We start from the raw sequence: 22,239 nt of genomic DNA on the forward strand, positions 1-22,239 counted from the left end.
TGAATATTGTTTTCTTTTCCCCATAAATCTACTTTAACATCTCCTTATTTCGTGTCTAGATTTATGGGTCCATTATAAATTGACCTTCAATATACAACTAGTTATACATTGGTTGTATATTGAAGGTTCTTTGATTTGCAAAATACTATCATTTTATGCTGAGTTAATGTTTATGTTAAACGGGTTAAACAGTAACTTCGATTATCATGATTAAAAAGGAATGATCTCACAGTCGCTCCTTTATAAAGAGATTACGATTAGATTAATCCTTATGATAATTTTTTAATGCTAATTTGGTGGCATAATATACAACGATACCGATAGCTAGAAGGTTAAGGATCCATCCTAGTAAACCGTAACCCATCATGCCCATCATCCCCATCATATGGGATCACCTCTCTAAACTAGATATTATTCATCATATCACGGAATCCGGTATTGTTTTGCATCATACCATTTTCACCGTGACAGTTGTTAAACATTTCTTCTTGCTGTTCTGGTGATAAATTAGGATGCATTTCTTCAATATAAGGTTTCATTTCTTCAAAGTTGAAAAATCCATTACCATTTGATTCAGCTGCGACAAAAGTTGCACTTCCTAATAGGACGGCTCCAGTTAATATACCTATTACTAATTTTTTCATTTATAACATCTCCTTTTCTTAACTAAATCATACCTCTTATAAATGTAGAATTTGTGGTGAACTTATGTGGAAGTTGTGAAGATTATCATTTTCATTTTAATTGATGATACTATATGAAAGAGGTGGTTTAACATGACTAAAATTCTTATTGTTGACGATGAAGATATGATTCTCGAAGTGTTAGAAGCATACTTTGAAAAAGAGGGATGGGAAACCATTCCAGCCTCTAATGGAATAGAAGCATTAAAAAAAATAAAAGAAAATAATCCAGATATTATTATTTTAGATCTTATGTTGCCAGATATTTCAGGTGAAGAGGTATGTAGATTAACGAGAAAAGAAAGTGATGTTCCTATCATTATGTTAACAGCAAAATCGACAGAAGACGATTTAATTAATGGAATCGTTATTGGGGCAGATGACTATGTTACAAAACCTTTTAGTCCAAGAGAAGTCGTAATAAGGGCAAAGGCTATTTTACGTAGGTTAAGAAGAGTAAATAGTGGAAACCATTTATCGTTCAATGAAGGAAAGCTAACAGTGGATCTCTTAAAAAAGGAGATGACATTGAATAACCAAATCATACCACTAACTCCTATCGAATATAAGCTATTAATAGCTATGGCAAGCTACCCCGGACGAGTTTACAGTCGTTTGGATTTACTGGAAAAAATTCAGGATGATGGATCTTATTTTGAAGGATATGAACGAAGTGTTGATACACATATAAAAAACCTTCGGAAAAAGATTGAAACAGATTCTCGCCACCCAGAATTTATTTTAACTGTTTTTGGGATGGGATATAAGTTTGGAGGAGCGTCTGATGCGTCGACTGACACTTCGTTCTAAAATCCTTTTTTACCTATTAGTTGTGTCACTTTTTGGTATTTTTCTTACTAGTTTTTCTATACTATGGGGATTTGAAGATCAATTTAACGAATATTTAAAAATTAATAGAGAGGAAAGAAGTAAGCTAATAGAAGATGAAGCAATTAATTCTTATAAAGAAACAGGGAAACTTATTGATAACCAATTAATAAATTTAATGCATCAACAAGCTATGACAGACAATTTATTTTATAGAATTACTGATGAAGAAGGACAGGTAATAGCAGATACAACGATGATGCTCGGAATGATGAATAGGATGGGAATGCATTCTGATTCGGACATCGATATGAAGACGGAATACCGAAAAAATACTTATGATTTAACATTTGATGAAAGATATGTAGGCAATATGGAAGTTTATTATCCAGAGGAAATGATAGGGGAAGACATTGCTTTTTTAAATACAATTAAATCGAATATTTATCTTGCTATTATTGTTACAGTTGTTTTAGCGTTCGTGTTTAGCCTATTGTTTTCGAAACGCCTAACAACTGGGTATCGAAAGTTATCAAAAGCTATTCAAGAATTACAAGACCATAAATGGCGAACTCGTGTACCAGTTAAGGAATTGTCAGATGAAATGAAGCCACTTGGTGAATCGTTTAATCGACTTGCTGAATCGTTATCAAAGGAAGAGATACTTCGTAAACAGTTTACTGCTGATTTTGCTCATGAAATACGAACCCCACTTGCGACATTAAGAAGTCAAATGGAAGCTTTTCAAGATGGGGTATTTGAACCAACGCCAAAAAGGTTGCAGCAAAGTCATGATGAATTGATGCGTTTAGTACGTCTAGTCGGTGAATTAGAAGAGTTACTTGCCGCTGAAAATCCACAAATAAAACTAAACAAAAGCAATATAGATGTAGGATATTTATTACGTTTAGTAGAGGGGCAATTTACCCCAGCCTTTCAGAAAAAAGGCGTTTCATTAAATATTCAAAAGCCAACTAAAGAATATTGGTTACATGCGGATCAGGATCGTGTTTTACAAGTGTTAGCAAATATAATAAATAATGCCCTTCAGTATACCCCTGAAGGGAATAGCGTATATGTTAAGATAGTGGATTCTAATGGTTATGTTGGATTTTGTGTTCAAGATGAAGGGATTGGGATTAAAGAGGATGATCTCCCCTATCTATTTGAACGATTTTACCGAGGGGACAAATCAAGAGACAGAAAGACAGGTGGAATAGGTATTGGATTGTCTATAGTCAAGGCATTAATGGATGCACACCGTGGAAAAATTCAAATCGATAGTAAATGGAAGGAAGGAACGGAAATTACAGTTTTCTTCCCAAGGCATGAAACTTTATGAATAGATAAGAATCTGGATGGCTGGGTAACATCTTCACTCACGAGGAGGAAAAAGTATGAAGAAATATTTAGGTATTAGTTTGGCTGGATTAGTAATTATTTTCGGAGGGTATTACCTTTTTTTTATACAAGGTTCGGGTATATCGGGATTTCCAATACATCCAATCAATGAATCAGATAATGGGAATTCCTTTAATAAAACGGATATAGTTGGAAATTCATCTCTACCCATCCCACCATTGTTAGAGGATAAAAATCCAGATCCAGATAAAGCTGAATTCCATATAACTGCCCAAAATGCAACAAAGGAATTTATTTCAGGAGTGGAAACAGAAACAATGGGGTATAACGGAAATTATTTAGGCCCTGTCATTAGGGTCCGAAATGGGGAAGACGTGTCCGTACAGGTAGAAAATAATTTAGAAGATGAAATTACGACAATTCATTGGCACGGCCTAGAAGTGGATGGAGACGCAGATGGAGGACCACATTCAGGAATTCAACCGGGCGAGTCTTGGACACCGGAATTTACGATAGATCAGCCTGCAGCTACGCTGTGGTATCATCCTCACCCAGAAAAAAAACCGGGAGGCAAGTATATAAGGGATTAGCGGGATTATTTTTCATTGAAGATGAAGTTTCTGACTCTCTGGGTATTCCAAAAGACTATGGGGTGAATGATGTTCCACTTATCATTCAGGACAAACAATTTAATGAAAATGGAAGTTTTCAATATGAACTAGGAATGCATGATGTGATGAACGGATTACAAGGAGGTACAATGCTAGTCAACGGGGCTGTAGATCCTTATTTGGAAGTTCCAAAAGGCATGATGAGGCTACGGTTATTAAATGGATCGAATGCAAGTGTGTATGAACTCCATTTTAGTAATAACCAAACCTTTTATCAAATTGCAAGTGACGGTGGTTTTCTTGAAAATCCAATAGAAATGGACGAGCTTATTCTGGGTCCAGCCGAGAGGGCAGAAATCCTAGTTGATTTTTCAAATTTTAAGGATGGAGATACAATTCAATTATCGAATAAAGGGTCAGAGTTTATGAAGTTTGTTGTAAACGGTGAAAGTGAATCCAACTATGCCATTCCAGAACAATTAACTACCATTGAGAAGATTGATCCTGATGAAGCAGTAAGAACTAGAGAATTTGTTTTTCAAGGAATGGGGCCTATGGTCAACATTAATGGAAAACAAATGGATATGAATCGAATCGACGAATTTGTGGATATACATGAAACAGAAATATGGGAAGTTTCCAATGAGAGTGGAATGGGAATGATGGGAGGGACTGTTCATCCCTTCCATGCGCATGGTGTCCAATTTCAAATAATTGATCGTGATGGAAATCCACCGCCACTTAATGAAACTGGATGGAAGGATACGTTTATTGTGTATCCGGGAGAAAAAGTTAGGGCTATTGCTACATTTAATCATTCTGGTGTATTTATGTATCATTGTCATATACTTGAACATGAAGATGCAGGAATGATGGGACAATTTAAAGTGGAATAAAAAGTGGAAGCTTAAATATTATATTAATTATCTATATGAGCATTTCGAAATATACTCATTATAATTAAAAAATACGGTGACATAATTCACCGTATTTTTTGGTAAAGCGGAAATTCAAATAGATAGTAGCTTAGATGAAGGAACGGAGGTTTCGATTATTTTTACGATAACTCTCTTGTACTGTTATCAGTAAATATAAAAATAAACCCTATATGGGTATATCATAATGCGGGTTAACAGTGAATACAATAAAAGTGGACAAACTAAGATTGGGGTTGAAATAATGTCAATTTCATTATTTTTTATACTTTTGTTGTGTGCCACCCAAGTTACAACAACCATTATTTATGTAGCATATTACCGAAATTGGGTAACAAAAATGAATGGAATGATGATATCCATGTCATTAGGGATGTCGGCAGGAATTCTAATGGGAACTATTTTAGGGGTCATCTTTCATGGTGATTTATTTAAATCAACCATTTACGCTATAATGATTGGATTGGTTGTTGGTTTTTTAGCAGGACTACCTATAGGTCTTCCTGCTGTCATTGATGGCATACTCTCCGGACTAATGGGGGGGATGATGGGAGCCATGCTAGGAGATATGGTAGCAATGACTAGGCCGAATGCAATCATTAATATTATAGCTGTGTTGATAACAATGGTTTTGTTACTTGTTTTATATGCAGCTGAAGAATCAATTCGTAAACAAGCCAACCATCAAATTCTTTCCTTTTTTAAATATCCATTCTTAATGATTTTTACCATTGTAGTATTATTTTTGGTATTGAATTACATTGGTCCACTTGATTTTCACTTTCTAGATAAGAGTGGGCATTAATAACAGATTTTCATTAAACAGCATATATTAAAGGGAATTTATTTAATGAAAGGTGAGTTATATGTCAACTTTACCATCTGTAGACCTTGGCTTAATGGCCGAACATTTGTCTACACACGAAGGAATGATAAATAAGTTAAAAGTCTATCATATTAATACTACAAATCCAGATTTGAAAAGTATTATTGCTCTCCAGATAAATGTCATGATGTCGCATGTTAGGGTAATGTTATTTTTAATTAATCCTGATAATAATGAGTATGTTGAAGTTCCGGATTTAAATATGTATGATGTAAGCAATAAAAGAGCAGATGGTACGGGGGTTAATAAATACAACGATAAATGGATTGCATTAGAAGCACATGCTGGTGCTAAATTGATGTCAAATGAAAATTATACTTCTGCTTTATTAATGAAAAATAGAAATGTTAGAAATGCTCATGTGGAAATGGCTTTGCAACAGTTAGAAATTCAAAAAAGATATTCTGATTTTATCAATCGTATGGGTTGGTCATTTGTTCCCCATGCAGATACTCAGGAACAGGTAAAAACCTATCAACATTTTCAACACTTGTTAAATAATTAAATACAGAAAAAGTTTTAATCATAACTACAAACTAATAAAAACGGTGACACAAGTTCACCGTTTTTATATTTAAGATGCCATTGTTCGGCAAATCTCTGCACATTTAAAACAAGATTCAGCACATTCCTTACAATGATTAGCATGGTTATGTTGTTCACACATTTTTCCACATGCTTCACAAATGTCAGCACAAAGCTTACAAATTTGCTTAGCAAAAGGGCTATCCGATTGCATTGCTTTTGCTGCTAATGCGCATATGTCTGCACATTCCCTATTATAGCGGATACAATCCGCCATCATTTTTACATTCTCTTCTTTTAAACAAGCATCATAACACCCATTACAAGCTTCCATACATTCTAAACAAGCTTTAATACATTCTTCATAAGACACGGCCATCTAAAAATCCTCCTTTGCTTCAAGATTAAGTACAAATTTTACTATCCCCTTGATATAATTTTTTATCCAACAAGGCTGCTTCATCATAGTCTGAATTTCCGTATTTGATTATCAGGTATTAATCTATTTGTCAGTTCATATACAGTCAATAAAATAAGGATAAAGAGGGGTCAAAGAAAAATCTTAAATAGTAAAATTAAGCAAAAAAAGAATCGAGTATTATCTTAAAACACTCAATTCTAAAGGAAATATTATAAAACCATATAATTTTTTCTCGTTGTTCTTTATTTTTTATATTTTATATTAAAGATATCAAAAGGTAATAATACTAGATTAATTGCATTGTTGTTATACAAGTATTGTCACCTTCAAAAGTGGAAATCTCAGATTCAGCTGTTTTTCCATCATATTGAATCTTCACGTTATATGATTTGTCACGTGGTAACCAAAAATCAATAAATCCATTCTTTAATGAGACAATCGTTTCATCCACAACTACATTACCTTCTTCATCTTCAATATAAACATCAAATTCTTTTTCTACTAATTCTCCTTGGCAACCAGTTAAGCTATGATTGGTACAAGGGTGGGTTGTCTCAACAAATGGTGCGATGGAAACAAAAAATTCATCTTCGGGAAGATCGTAGGTAGTCTCTTTATCATTACTATCAGTTACAATAAGCTCTTCTGAAGTAATAGAAGCAGAGACATCATCGGAATCTAAGGCACTGTAGTCTTGGACCATTTTCTTGATATCTTGTGGTTCTTTTTCATTTGATGTACTTTCGCTTTCACTACAAGCAGCAACTATTAAAATAAGTAATAATCCAATTACTGCCAATAATCCTTTTTTCATATATTGTTCGACTCCTCTTTCATCTAATTTGTTAAATCTTAATATATACTACCATGTAAAACAAACGATATTCTACATTGTAACAAAATCTACAAGACAAATTATAATGCTCAAATATGCATTATTCGTGCAGATGTAATAGATAAATTATGGAAAATATATTTTAAAATCCATAAAAACCAAACCATCCAGCTAAGAAGGAAGTTAATTTCGTCAACCAATCAAAGAATAGTGCTACTCCCATGAAAATCATAATGTATCCACCAATTTTAATTAATTTTAGGCTATGTTTTTTAATCCATTTAATTTTACCAATAAACAATGCCAATATTAGAAATGGAATCGAAAAGCCTAAAACATAACTAATCATCATAATCATACCAACATCAGGATTTGTTGCGGCTAATGATAACACAATAGCTAGTATCGGACCGGTACAAGGAGTCCATCCCAAAGAGAATGCCATTCCTATGATGAAAGAACCAACATAACCGCCGGGACGATTTTTGAATGTGATTTTTTTATTCTTCATTAGAAATTTAAAATTAAAAATTCCAACAATCACTAGTCCAAAGAAAATAATTAAAATAGCACCAATTTGTCTAATGGCATCTTGGTAGGTTAATAGGAATTCAGATATATAAGAGGTGGTAAAACCAATCATAATAAAAATGCTTGAGAACCCTAGTAAAAATAGAACGGTATGTAAAAGAGCTTTTTTATTCATTTTTTTATTTTCTTCATTTATCTCACTTACGCTCATTCCGGTAATATAAGATAAAAATGCCGGATATAGTGGTAATACACACGGTGAAATAAAAGAAAGGAAACCAGCACCAAAAGCTAGAAATATATTTATTTCATTCAAAAATTTTATCCCCCTTTATTAGAAAATCGTAGTCTATTGTTTTGGTAATATTTCTTTAAAGTAATTCTCCAAACTTTCTAAGGATAAGGCCCCATTTACAATCCTCTGAATTTCCCCATCCGGATTAATGAATATGGAACTTGGAATAGGTCCTATTTTGTATAAATCCCTTACCTCTCCTGTTTTATCATGGGGAATTGGAAAGGTTAGATCATATTTATCAATAAAACGATCAACAACAAGTTCCGTATTATCTAAACTAACTGCAATAATTTCAATTCCTTTTTCTTTATATTCGGGATAAAGTGCTTGCATGTAAGGCATTTCATCCTCACACGGTTTACACCAAGTACCCCAAAAGTTCAGCATAATTCCTTGCCCTTTAAAATCACTTAGTCGTATAGATTCTAATTCATTATTTTTATTAATTTGCTTTAATTCAAAGTCAGGTGCTTCATCTCCGACCTGATAAATGGTTTTATCCGCTTGTATATTGGACACTAATGCAAATATAATAGCTCCAACCATTACAATTAATATAGAAGTTCTAAAAATTAATCTGTTTTTCCTTTTATTTTTCTTCTTCTTTTTCGTTTCCTCCAAACTCATAAGTATGTATCACTCCTTATAGAAATATAGTATAACGGTGGTATTATCTAAAGACACTCTCTGTTAGATTACGTTACAAGTTTGCAGAAATTAAGCAGATTCTTTGTACTATTTATGAACAGAAATTTACCTACAGAAAAATAAAAGGCTAAGCAATACAATACATGCTTAGCCAAACATAAACTATTTGTTTCTATTAATCGATTTTTAATAATTGAGCGTTTATTGCACAAATAATGGTACTGAGTGACATAACTGCGGCTCCGACGGCAGGGGTTATGACAAACCCAACATTGTACAATACACCTGCAGCTAAAGGAATAGCAACAATGTTATACCCAGCAGCCCATCCTAAATTTTGAACCATTTTCCTGCGACTTGCCTTAGACAATTTAATGATATTTAAAATGTCTACTGGATTACTGTTAACTAGTATGACATCAGCTGTTTCAATCGCAACGTCTGTACCTGCACCAATAGCAATTCCCAAATCAGCTTCCGCTAAGGCGGGGGCATCATTAATTCCATCTCCAATCATCGCCACTTTTTTTCCATTTTGTTTTAAATACTTCACATTATTTGATTTCTCATGGGGAAGTACTTCAGCGATGACTTTGGAAATACCTAATTTTTCTCCTACATAATTTGCTACACGTGTGTTGTCACCAGTCATCATAACCGTCTCTATGCCACGGTCATTTAATTCTTTAATAACTTTATAAGAAGATTCACGGATGATATCAGCTAGGGCTATCATTCCTTGTAAGACATTATCTTTAAGGACAAATACGACTGTTTTCCCTTGTAAAGCCAGTTGATCATAAATTTTTTCATCAAAAGAGATTTTATTTGCTTTCATAGCACCGGGACTAATAACAGCAATTTCTGCATCACCGATTTTAGCTACTAACCCTTTCCCAGTTAAATTCTGATAATCCTTAACATCAAGGGGTTTTAAATTACGATCATTTCCTTCTTTCACAATTCCTTTAGCAATTGGATGGTCTGACTGTGTTTCAACAGAATAAGCTAATTTCAATAATTCTTCTTCACTAATTCCCTCACTTGGATGGATATCTGTAACACCAAAATTACCTTCCGTAAGTGTTCCTGTTTTGTCAAACACCACGCGGTCCAATTTAAATGCACTTTCAAATGCTACTCTATTTCGAATTAACAAGCCGTTTTTAGCTGCAATGGAAGTAGATCTAGATGTTACTAGTGGTGTTGCCAAACCAAGTGCATGTGGACAAGCAATAATTAAAACAGTAACCATTCGTTCCAAAGCAAAATCTAAATCCCCGTTAGTCCACCAAACTGCAAAGGTTATAATCCCTACTACAAGAGCAACATAGAATAACCACTTAGCAGCAATATCCGCAAAGCCTTGGGCCTTTGATTTTGATTTTTCTGCATCGCTTACCAATTTAATAACTTGAGATAGGTAGGTGTCATTTCCTGTTTTGCTTACCTTAATTTTTAATACACCATCACCATTGACGGAACCACCTATCGCTTCCATTCCGGGGCTTTTTTCAACAGGGACAGATTCCCCTGTAAGCATAGACTCATCGACGGTAGATTCTCCTTCGTAAATATCACCATCAATTGGAATCTTTTCACCCGATTTAACTAAAATTTGGTCACCCGGTTGTAAATCTTCGACTGTTACCTCAACAATATTTCCAGATTTGTCTAGTTTATGGGCTTCTTTTGGCATTAACTTGATTAGCTCTTCCAATGCCTTTGAAGCACCCATTAGGGATTTCATTTCTATCCAATGTCCTAACAACATAATTACAATAAGAGTAGCTAGTTCAAAGAAGAAATCACTGCCTTCGATAAAGAATGCTGTCAGTGTGCTATATACATAAGCGGCAATGATAGCTAAAGAAATTAACATCATCATTGCAGGAGATTTCTCTTTTAACTCATCCCATGCTCCAAGTAAAAATGGTTTTCCACCATAGAGAAAGACAATCGTGGAAAGCAAGAAAAGTAAGAGGATATCACCTGTGAAATTTACTTCATATCCAATCAGCATTTGAATCATTGGAGATAAGTATAAAATAGGAATTGATAAAACTAGGGATATCCAAAAACGTTTCTTAAAATCTTCTACCATATGTTCGTGATGTCCGCCGTGTCCACTATGTCCATGACTGTGGTCGTGATTTTTGTGTTCTTCATGTCCATGTTTGTGATGACCATGCATATCTTCATGTTCATGATTATGATGTTGACGACTGTGATGTTTTTGTTCTTCATGTTGATTATGATTATGATTATCATGTTCTCTATGCTTATTGTGGTTGTGTTGATTCTCTTCATTTCCTTTGTTATTCATTATTACTCCTCCTCTTTGGTATGGATATTTAGATGAATTTCCTATTATTTTCTGTATTATTCATCTTTCTATCCATAATATATCATACTATACCCCTGTATAGTATTAATAAGGCTTAGATTTTATGTAAAAGATTTGTGTCAAAACAAAAGGTCTTCTTTTATAAATGTATTAAAGACCTTTTTTTACCTATAATGAAGGCTTGTTTACCCATTTATATCCAATACCCCAAACAGTTATCAAGTAATCATCTATGGGAAATCCAGATTGACGAATTTTATCTCGCATGTTCCGTACATGGGAATCAACTGTTCTTCCTTCTGTGTGTGAATCGTATCCCCAAATTAATTCAATTAATTGTTCTCTAGTAAACACTTGGTTTGGTTTTCTCATAAAATAACCTAGCATGGTAAATTCCTTTGGCGTTAACTTTAATGTATTATTTTTATATGATAACTCAAACTCATCTTCATTCCATAAGAGACCATGTACTTCAATCTTCCTCGCAGGTTTCATTCTACGTAATACCGCTTCTATTCTTGCTAATAGCTCATCTTCGTCAAAGGGTTTCGTCACATAATCATCTGCACCTAATTTTAACCCTTTTATAATATCCTCTTTCTGTTCACGAGCAGATACCATAATGATAGGGATGTCCGAATCTTTTCTAATCTCTTGGCATAATTCCCAGCCGTTCATTTCAGGCATCATAATATCTATAAGTACTATGTCAAAAGTTTCTTCTTTTAAAAAAGATAATGCTTCTTTAGCACTAATAGCTTTTTTACATATAAAACTATGTGGTCTCAAATATAATGCTAATAAATCTAACATTCGTTTTTCATCATCTACTAATAAAGCTTTAATCATTATATTCACCTCTTGTTAAATGAACAATAACCCTTGTACCCTTACCAAGTTCACTTTCGATTTCAATCGTACCTCCGTGAGATTCTATAATTTCTTTTGCAATAGCTAATCCTAATCCCGTTCCACCACTTTCTCTGGAACGCGATTTTTCTACACGGTATAACCGTTCAAATAGATAAGGTAATTCCGCTTTTGGGATTCCTTCCCCTTCATCCGAAATAGTTATAGTAATTTCTATATCATTCTGGGTTACCTCTAATGATATAGACTTTCCTTCGGGTGTATGCTTTCTGGCATTATCCAGTATATTTAATAAAACCTGTTGGATCCTATCGGGATCAATATTATCTATGATATTTACTTGGCATGAAGTAGAAAGTGTAATATTTTTTTCTTCCATTACTGGAGCAATTCGGTCTTCAATCGTTTGGATTAGTTGTCTTAAACTAACACTTTTTCGATTAATTACAAACTTATTTTCATCCATTTTAGCTAGGTCAAATAAATTCTTAACCAGAACTGTCAAATGCTCCGTTTCTTCCCGTATGATATCCAGATATTCTTTTCTTTCTTCGTCCGTTATGTCTTGTTTACTGATGATATCCGCATACCCTTTTATGTAGGTTAATGGCGTTCTAAGTTCGTGAGAGATACTTGCCAAAAATTCATTTCTGTCATTTTTTAATCGTTCTAGATCACTAGATAACCTCATGATAGAACCGGCTAATTCACCTAGTTCATCTTTTCGTTCCATATGTAATTGCACCTTATTATTCCCCTTGCTTAGTTGTTCTGTGGCTTCTTTCATTTTCATTAATGGTAACGTAATAAAACGAGAAAGAATAAAAACGGTAAAGATGGTTAGAACAATGGTGATTAGTCCAACTATGACAAATTGATCACTCAAATGATTAACCATATTTTTTACAATATTGGTATTAGCAAACATAAAGACATGCCCTTGATGTTCCTCATCAATAGTAATGGGGCTATCAACCGCTATATATTGTTTTTCCGACCAACGTTGTTCTACTACTTTTCCTACACTGGGTATATCCTTGTAATCCGTATGATCAATTACTTCAAACATTTCCTTTTCAACAGGATCGGAATTAATGATGATGTTACCATTGGCATCGGTAATAATAACAGCAAATTCCGATTCTGACTCCATGATAGCAACATGCTCCAACGTTGATGAATCAAAATTATTTTCCAAGACAGCACTATGTGTATTGGCGCGAGCTAATAAACTATCCATCACTTCATCAATACGTTCATTTGCTATATTTGTATATAGAATAAAATAAACAAAAACCTCGATAATTAACATGAACACAAAGAATAATAGTCCAATTTTTAAGGATAATTTATTAAACATAATTGACCTCTTTTACCAGTAAGTTAAAGTATCCAGAATACCTATAACAAGAATGATAACTCCTGCAAGTTTTTGTACAAGTGACCCTATTTTTCTGCTTCTCTTTAATATAATGCCACTTGCCCCAAAATACCAAATAAGAAAAATAATTAATAAAAGTGGAAGTGAGGTTCCAATTCCAAATACGGAAGGTAATACAAATCCATATGATGTTTCTAATACAACTGGCATTAAGGTTAGTATAAATAATACAAACATAGTAGGGCAAAATGCTAACGTAAAACTCGCACCCATTAAAAAGCTTCCTAGATAACTATCTTTAAATTTAGTGGGTATTTTAAACATTTTTCCTGTTTTTCTCCAGCTAAATAAACCTATCATAAATAAACCAACCAGTATAAGTAATGGCCCAATTGCTTTTCTTAGAATTGGGAACATTTGTGTTAAAGTACTGTGTATTTCCTTTCCAAGTAACCAGATTACTAAACCAATTATTGAAAAAACAACTATTTTACCTAAAACAAATAGAAATATGTGTAACCAAGGAACTTTTTCGACTAATGATCTGTTCCCATAAATAGTCATTGCACTGATATTGCCTGTTAGCTGACAAGGAGCAACAGCGCCAATTAACCCAAGAAAAAATGCAAATAACAGCGGTATGTGTTCATATCCATATGCAATTTTTTGAAGTGGCCCATTTAGCATAATGCCTATTTCATTAAAAAGTTCGAACATATCAATTCACTCGCTTTGACTTTAATAGTTTTCTCCACTAAATAACATATAAAAAATATGTCCATTTTTTGTGCAGAATTCAGCAAAAATTAATCTAAGGTAATAACAATAATGAAGATAAAGAATCTCAAAATATTGTTTAGGACAAAATTTTGTCCATTTTTTACTTTACATACATTGGGGGGGTATAGTATTATTTGGTGAGAGGATGTTTTCATAAAAACCTGTTTAATTTGTATATAGATATATTTTATCCATTGTTACAAATATTGAAAATAGGGGAGATAAGAATATGGATAATAAAATAAAAATTGCTGTTAATGGGGGCATAGGGTTTGGTGCTAAACTCAATTCCAAACAACTTATGACAATCTCAAAATACATGGATGAGGAAGATGAACTGGAGTTAACCACCTTTCAACAACTCTATATAGAGATTCTAGAAGATGATAAAGACGAAGTAATTAAAGAATTTGAAAGTGTTGGTTTAAAATGTTATCCAGTTGGAAATTACGTAAAGAGCTTGAGAACCTGTAATTTTTGTAAAGGGGAAGAAAGGGAAGGGATGCCAGTGGCAAAAGAAATAAATCGCCGTGTAGCAGGAAAACCTGTACCATTTACCCTAAAAGTTGCTTATACAGGTTGTATCATTGGTTGTGGTGAACCAATGTTAAGTGATATAGGTGTAATGAAGTATAAAGATCATTATAATTTATATGTTGGTGGTAAAGCGAAAGGAAAAGATGCTGAGGTTGGTTCTTTACTGAGGGAAAATTTAACACCAGAAGAATTATACAATACAGTGGAAAAAATCATTGCTGTATATGCTGAAAAGGGAAAAAAACGGGAGACATTCCATAAATTTTTAAAACGGATAGGTAAAGAACAATTAATAAGCTAATAATAGACCTTGGATAACAATTTACCATTTGTGAGTATGTAAACATCTAACATCCAAAAGAGTAAAATATTAAAAGATGTTGTCAAAAATGAAGTTTCTCCATTGACAAATATACTGTACGGGGGTATAGTAATTATATAAAAGAAAAGGAAGTGATTCATTTGGAAGAGAAATTCTTACATGATCACCCAAGTAAACCAAGAACGAAAGATGAAATACAGAAAACGATTAATCGTTTGAAACGAATTGAGGGTCAAGTTCGTGGAATACAGAAAATGGTTGAAGATGATCGATATTGTGTAGATATTTTAGTCCAAATTAGTGCCATTCAATCTGCACTAAAAAATGTAGGATTTTCTATCACAGAAAGACACATCAACCATTGTGTTAGCGATGCTATTAAACAAGGTGAAGGAAAGGAAACTATTGAGGAATTAATGACTGTCATGAAGCAATTTTCCAAGTAAGGAGGGAATTATTATGAGTGAAACAAATCATACAACACTTGGTGTAACAGGGATGACCTGTGGAGCCTGTTCTAATCGTGTTGAAAAGGTTTTGAATAAAATGGATGGGGTCAAGGCTCAAGTTAATTTAACAACAGAAAAGGCATCGATAGATTATGATCCAGAGAAAACCTCTATTGAAGACATATCGAAAAAAATAGAGAATGTTGGTTATGGTGTTCTAACGGAGAAAACAGACCTTGATGTCTTTGGAATGACTTGTGCAGCTTGCTCTACCCGTATTGAAAAAGTATTGAACAAACAAGATGGAGTAAAACATGCAACTGTTAATCTAACGACAGAAAGTGCAACGATTGAATATAATCCGGGGTTAGTTGATGTAAAATCATTGATTGATAAAATCAAAAATGTTGGCTATGATGCTAAACCAAAGGCAGAAGCGAAAGAAAAACAAACTTATAAAGAAAAACAACTAAAAAATATGAAAACGAAATTAATTATTTCAGTCTTACTATCTGCACCATTATTATTAACAATGCTTGTCCATTTATTTGGGATGAGTATACCAGATATCTTCATGAACCCGTGGTTCCAATTTGTTTTGGCGACACCAGTTCAATTCATCATTGGATGGCAATTTTATGAAGGTGCATATAAGAACCTACGTAATGGTGGGGCAAACATGGATGTACTTGTTGCTTTAGGTACAAGTGCGGCTTATTTCTATAGTTTATACGAAGCATTTAAGACTATTGGCAATCCAGAATATATGCCACATTTATACTTTGAAACGAGTGCTGTTTTGATTACGTTAATTTTGTTTGGTAAATATTTAGAAACGAGAGCGAAAAGTCAAACAACAAATGCTTTATCCAAATTGCTTAATTTACAAGCAAAAGAAGCTCGTGTAATTAGATATGGTAAAGAATTAATGATTCCTGTAGAAGAAGTTGTCGTTGGAGATCGCTTAATTGTCAAACCGGGAGAAAAGATACCGGTAGATGGTATGGTTGTAAAAGGTAGAACTTCGGTAGATGAATCTATGCTTACAGGAGAATCAATTCCAATTGAAAAGGATTCAGGAGCAAAATTAATTGGATCTACTATTAATAAAAATGGCTCCATTGAAATGGAAGCAACAAAAGTAGGAAAAGATACGGCCCTTGCATCTATTGTCAAGGTCGTGGAGGAAGCTCAAGGATCAAAGGCGCCAATTCAACGATTAGCGGATGTTATTTCAGGTTATTTCGTTCCAATAGTGGTCGGTATTGCTATCCTTACTTTTATTATATGGATAACTTTAGTCGAGCCGGGTCAGTTAGAACCTGCTTTAGTTGCAGCAATTGCTGTACTTGTTATTGCCTGTCCATGTGCTTTGGGACTTGCAACACCAACATCCATTATGGTTGGAACAGGAAAAGCTGCAGAAAGTGGAATCTTATTTAAAGGTGGGGAACACCTAGAGGGAACACATGAGTTAGAAGCAATCGTACTTGATAAGACGGGTACAATCACAAAAGGAAAACCAGAAGTAACTGATTTTTCAGGTGATGAAGAGACATTACAATTATTGGCTAGTGCAGAAAAAGGGTCTGAACATCCACTTGCAGAAGCAATTGTGGCATACGCTACAGAGAATAATATCGACTTTTTGGGAGTAGAACATTTCGAGGCGGTACCGGGTCACGGTATTGAAGCAAAAATTTCTGGAAAAAACATTCTTGTTGGTAATAGAAAGTTAATGAATGATCATCAAATTAATACAGCGGGTTATGAAGAAAAATTAGTTAATTATGAAACTGATGGTAAAACAGCGATGTTGATTGCCATTGACGGTGAGTACCGGGGAACAGTTGCTGTTGCAGATACTATAAAAGAAACGGCTCCAGAAGCTATTAAGCAATTGAAAGATTTAGGAATAGAAGTGTTTATGTTAACAGGTGATAATGAAAGAACAGCCAAAGCAATAGCAAAACAAGTTGGAATTGATCAGGTAATCGCTGAAGTATTACCTGAAGAAAAAGCAGCTAAAGTAAAAGCAATCCAAGAACAAGGTAAGAAAGTTGCAATGGTTGGGGATGGTGTTAATGATGCACCTGCACTTGTTACAGCGGATATTGGGATTGCCATTGGAACTGGTACAGAAGTAGCAATTGAGGCTGCTGATGTTACGATTCTTGGTGGTGAGCTATTGCTAATACCGAAGGCAATTAAAATCAGTCATGCAACGATTCGAAATATCCGTCAAAACCTTTTCTGGGCATTCGGATATAATACAGCCGGAATACCAGTTGCAGCAATTGGATTACTTGCACCGTGGATTGCTGGTGCAGCAATGGCGTTAAGTTCAGTAAGTGTTGTTACTAACTCACTTCGTCTAAAAAGAGTGAAGTTATAAAATATATTAAATTTATTTAAAGGAGGTGAAAATATAATGGAAAAGAAAACATTAGACGTACAAGGCATGTCTTGTGGTCATTGCAAAATGTCAGTTGAAGGTGCATTGAAAAAATTAGATGGCGTGTCAGCAGCTGAGGTTAATTTGGAAGCTGGAAAAGTAGATGTTACTTTTGATGAATCAAAGGTAAATGTTGATGCCATGAAAGAAGCAATTGAAGAACAAGGCTATGATGTTGCCTAAATATACGAAAAAGGCTGGTTTTCGCAGAGAAGACCAGCCTTTTAATATACATTTCATAAGGTATGAGGGTGGTTTCATATTTGGACAAATGATGTTACTTTCACTAAGGGAACCAATATGTCAACCCTTAGAAATTAGATAGTATTAAAGAACAAACTTTACCAACACTGACATCAGCGTAAAAAATACTAAAATCCCAACAATAAAAATTGTAATCCAAAGAGCATTCCCTTTCTTTTGAAGAATTTTATACTCTTTATAAGTGATTTCTCCTTTTGCAAATCTTACCCCATTGTCATTCGGTTCAATAGAATAATGCTTTCCTTCTAAGTCCTCCAAAATAACTTTTGTAATTAAAGCGGACTTGTTCCCCATTTCCGTTTCAAGACTTACCCAATCATTTAATCTACTTTGGACTTCAAAACAGTTGCCACCTGCAAAGTCAACCCTAATTAATTTGTATAAGGAGCTTTCCCATATCTTTTTGGACATTTCATGAGTTTGTTGTTCAATAAAACTATAGGAAAAACACAAAATATCTCACCTCGACTTCACTTTTTCTCTGAACTAAAAAAGTGATTTAAGTACCAATTTACTTTTACTATATCATATGAAAATATTATAAACTGTTAATTAAAATTGTTATATAAATATTTTTAGTGGAACTTTTCGAAGGTAACAGTAGATTATTTCAAGGATACCTAAAATCTCTTGGCATTAACCAACGTTTTAGGATGAATTGTCAGCAAAATAAAAAGGGGCTGTACGTAATCCAAAACAATCGGTACAGCCCTTCTTAATGTTTATTCCGTAAAATTAGTATACTTCTACTTGCCCCATCATACCGTTATCCTCATGCTCTAGAATATGGCAATGGTACATATAGATTCCCTCTTCCGGAAAGGTGACGAGGAGTCTTACTCGTTCGCCCGGTTCAATAAGAACACTATCTTTCAGCCCTTGTTCATTCGGAGATGGTTCCCTTCCATCACGCGATATGATTTTGAACTGAGTACCATGAATATGGAATGGATGTATCATTCCCCCCATTTCGTCTGGCTTGTTATAAACTTCCCAAACTTCCGAGACTCCTTTCTCTTGACGCAAGTCAATCCGATCAGGATCAAATTTCTTGCCGTTGATGGTGACCTTATCCATCATTCCAAACAGTTCGATCTCCTTGGTGACCGGTAAGGATTTTTCTTCTTTTGAAAGGAAGGTAGTATCGTCAGTCCAAGACATAGATTCCATTTCTTCCGTTCCACCATCAATGTCCAAATAAAAAGGCAACAGAGCATTACCTTCTTCATCAGTAATGGCAATTGGCTCATCGGAATCCATCGCTGAAAAATCAATTAGGATTTCAGCGCGCTCCGATGGGGACAGCGTAATCTCATCCATTTCAACCGGCTCATGCAATAACCCGCCATCTGAAGCAATCTGAGTAAATGTGGCTCCATTGCTTAAACGGAACGTGTAATTTCGGGCGTTCGCACCGTTTAGGATTCGAAAACGCATCAGCGGTTTTGTCACAGTCAGTTTCGGATTAAGCGTACCATTAACGAGCGATACATCTCCGATTGTTCCGTCGCTGTTCATCAGATTCTCATAATCCAGTTGCTGGTTTTCGTCAAAGAGACGATCCTGAAAAATGAGAGGGATATCATCTTCACCATAAGTATGTGGTAAAGCAGGGGCTTCTTCATCCGTTTCCTCCACATAGAGCATTCCTGCAAGCCCTTTGAAAACTTGTTCAGCAGTCGATTTATGTGGATGTGGATGATACCACAATGTCGCTGCCGGCTGATCGGCTTTTAAGGTGACGATTTTACTTTCGCCCGGCTGAATTACATCACTCGGACCACCATCCTCAGTTCCCGGTACTTCAAGACCGTGCCAGTGAAAGGTTGTTGGTTCGTTTAATTCATTGCGGACCTTCACTTTAACGGTTTCCCCCTCTTTCAACTGTAAAGTCGGACCCAACAAATTCCCATTATATCCGTAAGTTTTGGTTAGAGAGCCATCAAAGAATTGCGTCGTGCCTTCTTGTGCGACCACCTCATAATCGAAGTCTGAGTCCTTCTGTTTTTCTAGCAGGGGTGGTATTACTAACTCCTGAGTTCCTTTGGAGGCTTGAAGAGGGGGGATATTATCATGGTCCATGTGTTCTTCCATACCTTCCATGTCCCCGTGGTTCATATCCATATTTTCTTCATGTTGCATTTCTTCAGATTCCATAGTTTGTTCTCCAGATTGTTGTTCTGTTGTGACGTTTGTGCAACCCGTCAATATTAGCAACAAGCCTGCACCTGCCAATATAATTTTTTTCATTTGGTCGCTCCTTTATTCGTTCGTTCTTTGCATTTAGACTTCAGATGTGTTATTTAGTTGTAATCAATACGAGTGAGAAAACTACCTTTAATACATTTTCCTCCTTCCCTTACCATTCAATCTATCGCAATTATCATACCGAACAAATATCGAGAAATAATGCATAATTGGAGTAAAAACTAATCACTATTTAATTTAGATGTTGAGTATAAAATGGATTATTCTACTGAAATGTCATTAATATTAAATGACACTGTATTTTTCATAACCTTTTGTAATCCACTTGGAAAAGGGATGAAGTTTTATTTTAGAAATATTGTAATTCATACTTTGCAAAGTCTGCATATAATCTGCAAATTTACTGGTTAGAATATAAGCAAGCTTTATTTTATTAGGAGGGATTATTTAAATGCAAAGTAGAAAAATCGTAATAGGGATAATTACTATATTCACAGTACTTATCTTATCTGCATGTGCAGGTGCAAATGAAGGTGAAAACACAGAAACCGAATCTAATACGGAAGAAAATGTGGAATCCAATAATGATGAAATGGATATGGAAGAATCTGATACCAATGAAGATATGGAAGGCATGGATCATTCTGGTATGAACCATTCTAGTACTGGCGAAGTTCCCGAAGGCTTACAAGAAGCGGATAACCCAACTTATGAGGTTGGAAGCCAAGCAATTATCGAATCCGATCATATGCCGGGTATGGATGGTGCTGAGGCGACGATTGTTGGTGCATACGATACGACGGTATATACTGTTTCCTACACACCAACGACTGGTGGAGAGCCAGTAGAAAATCATAAATGGGTTATTCATGAAGAGATTGAAGAAGCAGGAGATGAATCTTTTGAACCGGGAACTGAAGTAACTCTTAATGCAGATCACATGGAGGGTATGAACGGTGCAACTGCAGTAATCGATTCAGCGGAAGAAACAACCGTATATATGGTTGATTTTGTAGCCACTGATTCTGGAGAAGAGGTAAAAAACCACAAATGGGTAACGGAAAGTGAATTGTCACCAGTAGAATAAGTTTTAAATTAGGGATCTATCCGCAAATCGGGTAGGTTCTTTTTGTAGTAGTTGAATTATAAGAGGGATGTATTACCGATTATCCAGATTAGAACAGCAATAATTATACTCGCTAGTGAAACAGTCTAAGTTCGTCAAGTATATACCGAATCATTCATATTCTACTAATTCATCATAAAATTTTTCAGCCGGATTACTAGGAAAAATTCTTTTGGCATACTCTAGTCCACCGTCAATCGCTACCGTTTTGCATGAACATTGTTGAAAATCATATATTTGTCTTGATTCAATAATATCTCCACAGCATTTACAACGAATTCTATTTCTTTTTATCTTTTTATTCATTTTACTGTCTCCTTTTATAATCTTTTAGAATTCTATATGATTATAATTTATGTAGTTATTAAATGACAATAGATTGACTGAAAAATAGTGATGCAGAATCAATGTAACTGGATTTCAATGCGCTATGTTTTAGAACAGCCAAGAAGTCATTAAGGGTAGGTAATTAATCGTTATTATCATAAAAATAGGCTGCCCAAAGAGCCGTTAAGTTCTGTTTAGACAGCCAATATAGTTTAATATTAATTAGAGGGGTAAATTATCTTTGAATTCTTCTTCGAGTGGAAGAAGTAGTTCATTATCATCTTTATTTTCTTTATGAATTTCATTCCCATTGATTTTAAACAACCAACTCAATTCATTTATTTTGCCTCCCTCATTTCTTAAATCATCTAATAGTAGTATCAATATATTTTTGACCTTTCTTACGTTTCGATCATCGCTATTCTTGTTTAATAGTTTTAATATACCATCGAAATGTTTGATTACCTTATTAATTATTTCTTTATATTCCTCTATGCTATTTGCGAAATATATCAGGTATGGTAAGTCAAATATAAAGTGGACCCCATTGTCAAGACACAAATTTTTATAAGTTAAGGTGGGCTTTATATATTATTTGCCCGTGGGAGTA

At 34.5% G+C, this 22,239-nt stretch carries 23 protein-coding genes; 11 read left to right on the forward strand and 12 right to left on the reverse strand.

Annotated elements, in window-relative coordinates; genetic code table 11:
- Positions 1-404: 404 nt before the first annotated feature.
- Positions 405-644 (reverse strand): hypothetical protein, encoded by a 240-nt coding sequence (locus WMZ97_RS21025; RefSeq protein WP_062351078.1) that lies wholly within the window; start codon positions 642-644, stop codon positions 405-407.
- A 132-nt stretch (positions 645-776) separates the two neighbouring features.
- Here WMZ97_RS21025 and WMZ97_RS21030 point away from each other — a divergent pair, with 132 nt between their 5' ends.
- The 6 genes from WMZ97_RS21030 (at position 777) to WMZ97_RS21055 (ending at position 5,810) form a co-directional block, all read left to right on the forward strand.
- The gene (locus tag WMZ97_RS21030; RefSeq protein ID WP_343274055.1) at positions 777-1,493 is read left to right on the forward strand and encodes a response regulator transcription factor; all 717 of its coding nucleotides are present in this window, start codon (positions 777-779) and stop codon (positions 1,491-1,493) included.
- Positions 1,468-2,853 (forward strand): sensor histidine kinase, encoded by a 1,386-nt coding sequence (locus WMZ97_RS21035; RefSeq protein WP_121131882.1) that lies wholly within the window; start codon positions 1,468-1,470, stop codon positions 2,851-2,853. Before WMZ97_RS21030 ends, WMZ97_RS21035 begins: the two co-directional genes overlap by 26 nt.
- A gap of 55 nt (positions 2,854-2,908) precedes the next feature.
- Positions 2,909-3,463, forward strand: coding sequence for a multicopper oxidase domain-containing protein (locus WMZ97_RS21040; protein ID WP_343274056.1), 555 nt, complete (start codon positions 2,909-2,911; stop codon positions 3,461-3,463).
- Positions 3,409-4,380, forward strand: a complete 972-nt coding sequence (locus WMZ97_RS21045) for a multicopper oxidase family protein (RefSeq protein ID WP_343274057.1) — start codon at positions 3,409-3,411, stop codon at positions 4,378-4,380. The genes WMZ97_RS21040 and WMZ97_RS21045 overlap by 55 nt, the downstream gene beginning before the upstream one ends.
- Positions 4,381-4,663: 283 nt before the next feature.
- The gene (locus WMZ97_RS21050) at positions 4,664-5,224 is read left to right on the forward strand and encodes a hypothetical protein (RefSeq protein WP_121131880.1); all 561 of its coding nucleotides are present in this window, start codon (positions 4,664-4,666) and stop codon (positions 5,222-5,224) included.
- Positions 5,225-5,285: 61 nt separating this feature from the next.
- Complete coding sequence (locus WMZ97_RS21055) at positions 5,286-5,810, forward strand: spore coat protein (RefSeq protein ID WP_153834521.1); 525 nt, start codon at positions 5,286-5,288, stop codon at positions 5,808-5,810.
- A 69-nt stretch (positions 5,811-5,879) separates the two neighbouring features.
- On the opposite strand, the gene WMZ97_RS21060 is transcribed toward WMZ97_RS21055, so the two are convergent.
- The 8 genes from WMZ97_RS21060 to WMZ97_RS21095 form a co-directional block, all read right to left on the reverse strand.
- Positions 5,880-6,209 carry a four-helix bundle copper-binding protein gene (locus WMZ97_RS21060; RefSeq protein WP_062351103.1) on the reverse strand — a complete coding sequence of 110 codons (330 nt, stop codon included), beginning with the start codon at positions 6,207-6,209 and terminating at the stop codon, positions 5,880-5,882.
- A gap of 328 nt (positions 6,210-6,537) precedes the next feature.
- The gene (locus WMZ97_RS21065; RefSeq protein ID WP_343274058.1) at positions 6,538-7,065 is read right to left on the reverse strand and encodes a CueP family metal-binding protein; all 528 of its coding nucleotides are present in this window, start codon (positions 7,063-7,065) and stop codon (positions 6,538-6,540) included.
- A gap of 163 nt (positions 7,066-7,228) precedes the next feature.
- On the reverse strand, positions 7,229-7,933 hold the full coding sequence (locus WMZ97_RS21070) for a cytochrome c biogenesis CcdA family protein (protein ID WP_121131874.1): 705 nt from the start codon (positions 7,931-7,933) through the stop codon (positions 7,229-7,231).
- A gap of 33 nt (positions 7,934-7,966) precedes the next feature.
- Entirely contained in the window at positions 7,967-8,542 is a 576-nt protein-coding gene (gene resA / locus WMZ97_RS21075) for a thiol-disulfide oxidoreductase ResA (RefSeq protein WP_343274059.1), read from the reverse strand.
- A 196-nt stretch (positions 8,543-8,738) separates the two neighbouring features.
- Positions 8,739-10,889 (reverse strand): copper-translocating P-type ATPase, encoded by a 2,151-nt coding sequence (locus tag WMZ97_RS21080; protein ID WP_343274060.1) that lies wholly within the window; start codon positions 10,887-10,889, stop codon positions 8,739-8,741.
- 189 nt (positions 10,890-11,078) lie between these two features.
- The gene (locus WMZ97_RS21085; RefSeq protein WP_040037825.1) at positions 11,079-11,759 is read right to left on the reverse strand and encodes a response regulator transcription factor; all 681 of its coding nucleotides are present in this window, start codon (positions 11,757-11,759) and stop codon (positions 11,079-11,081) included.
- On the reverse strand, positions 11,752-13,140 hold the full coding sequence (locus WMZ97_RS21090; RefSeq protein ID WP_343274061.1) for a sensor histidine kinase: 1,389 nt from the start codon (positions 13,138-13,140) through the stop codon (positions 11,752-11,754). Before WMZ97_RS21090 ends, WMZ97_RS21085 begins: the two co-directional genes overlap by 8 nt.
- A gap of 12 nt (positions 13,141-13,152) precedes the next feature.
- Entirely contained in the window at positions 13,153-13,878 is a 726-nt protein-coding gene (locus tag WMZ97_RS21095; protein ID WP_343274062.1) for a cytochrome c biogenesis CcdA family protein, read from the reverse strand.
- Between the two features lie 292 nt (positions 13,879-14,170).
- On the opposite strand from WMZ97_RS21095, the gene WMZ97_RS21100 reads away from it, so the two are divergent.
- From WMZ97_RS21100 to copZ, 4 genes are all read left to right on the forward strand, one after another.
- On the forward strand, positions 14,171-14,779 hold the full coding sequence (locus WMZ97_RS21100) for a nitrite reductase (RefSeq protein WP_343274063.1): 609 nt from the start codon (positions 14,171-14,173) through the stop codon (positions 14,777-14,779).
- A gap of 161 nt (positions 14,780-14,940) precedes the next feature.
- The gene (locus WMZ97_RS21105; protein ID WP_343274064.1) at positions 14,941-15,246 is read left to right on the forward strand and encodes a metal-sensing transcriptional repressor; all 306 of its coding nucleotides are present in this window, start codon (positions 14,941-14,943) and stop codon (positions 15,244-15,246) included.
- Between the two features lie 13 nt (positions 15,247-15,259).
- Positions 15,260-17,644, forward strand: a complete 2,385-nt coding sequence (locus tag WMZ97_RS21110) for a heavy metal translocating P-type ATPase (RefSeq protein ID WP_343274065.1) — start codon at positions 15,260-15,262, stop codon at positions 17,642-17,644.
- A gap of 36 nt (positions 17,645-17,680) precedes the next feature.
- Positions 17,681-17,887, forward strand: a complete 207-nt coding sequence (gene copZ, locus WMZ97_RS21115; RefSeq protein ID WP_147666856.1) for a copper chaperone CopZ — start codon at positions 17,681-17,683, stop codon at positions 17,885-17,887.
- A gap of 144 nt (positions 17,888-18,031) precedes the next feature.
- On the opposite strand, the gene WMZ97_RS21120 is transcribed toward copZ, so the two are convergent.
- Together WMZ97_RS21120 and WMZ97_RS21125 are read right to left on the reverse strand one after the other, a co-directional pair.
- Complete coding sequence (locus WMZ97_RS21120) at positions 18,032-18,421, reverse strand: hypothetical protein (protein WP_040037995.1); 390 nt, start codon at positions 18,419-18,421, stop codon at positions 18,032-18,034.
- Between the two features lie 282 nt (positions 18,422-18,703).
- Entirely contained in the window at positions 18,704-20,218 is a 1,515-nt protein-coding gene (locus WMZ97_RS21125; RefSeq protein ID WP_343274066.1) for a multicopper oxidase family protein, read from the reverse strand.
- Positions 20,219-20,627: 409 nt separating this feature from the next.
- On the opposite strand from WMZ97_RS21125, the gene WMZ97_RS21130 reads away from it, so the two are divergent.
- The gene (locus WMZ97_RS21130) at positions 20,628-21,263 is read left to right on the forward strand and encodes a YdhK family protein (protein WP_343274067.1); all 636 of its coding nucleotides are present in this window, start codon (positions 20,628-20,630) and stop codon (positions 21,261-21,263) included.
- Positions 21,264-21,413: 150 nt separating this feature from the next.
- Here WMZ97_RS21130 and WMZ97_RS21135 read toward each other — a convergent pair whose 3' ends face one another.
- Positions 21,414-21,608 carry a DUF7695 domain-containing protein gene (locus WMZ97_RS21135; RefSeq protein ID WP_343274068.1) on the reverse strand — a complete coding sequence of 65 codons (195 nt, stop codon included), beginning with the start codon at positions 21,606-21,608 and terminating at the stop codon, positions 21,414-21,416.
- Between the last annotated feature and the right edge of the window lie 631 nt (positions 21,609-22,239).

It is taken from the genome of Lentibacillus songyuanensis, assembly GCF_039548255.1.
Lineage (GTDB): Bacteria > Bacillota > Bacilli > Bacillales > Amphibacillaceae > Lentibacillus_C > Lentibacillus_C songyuanensis.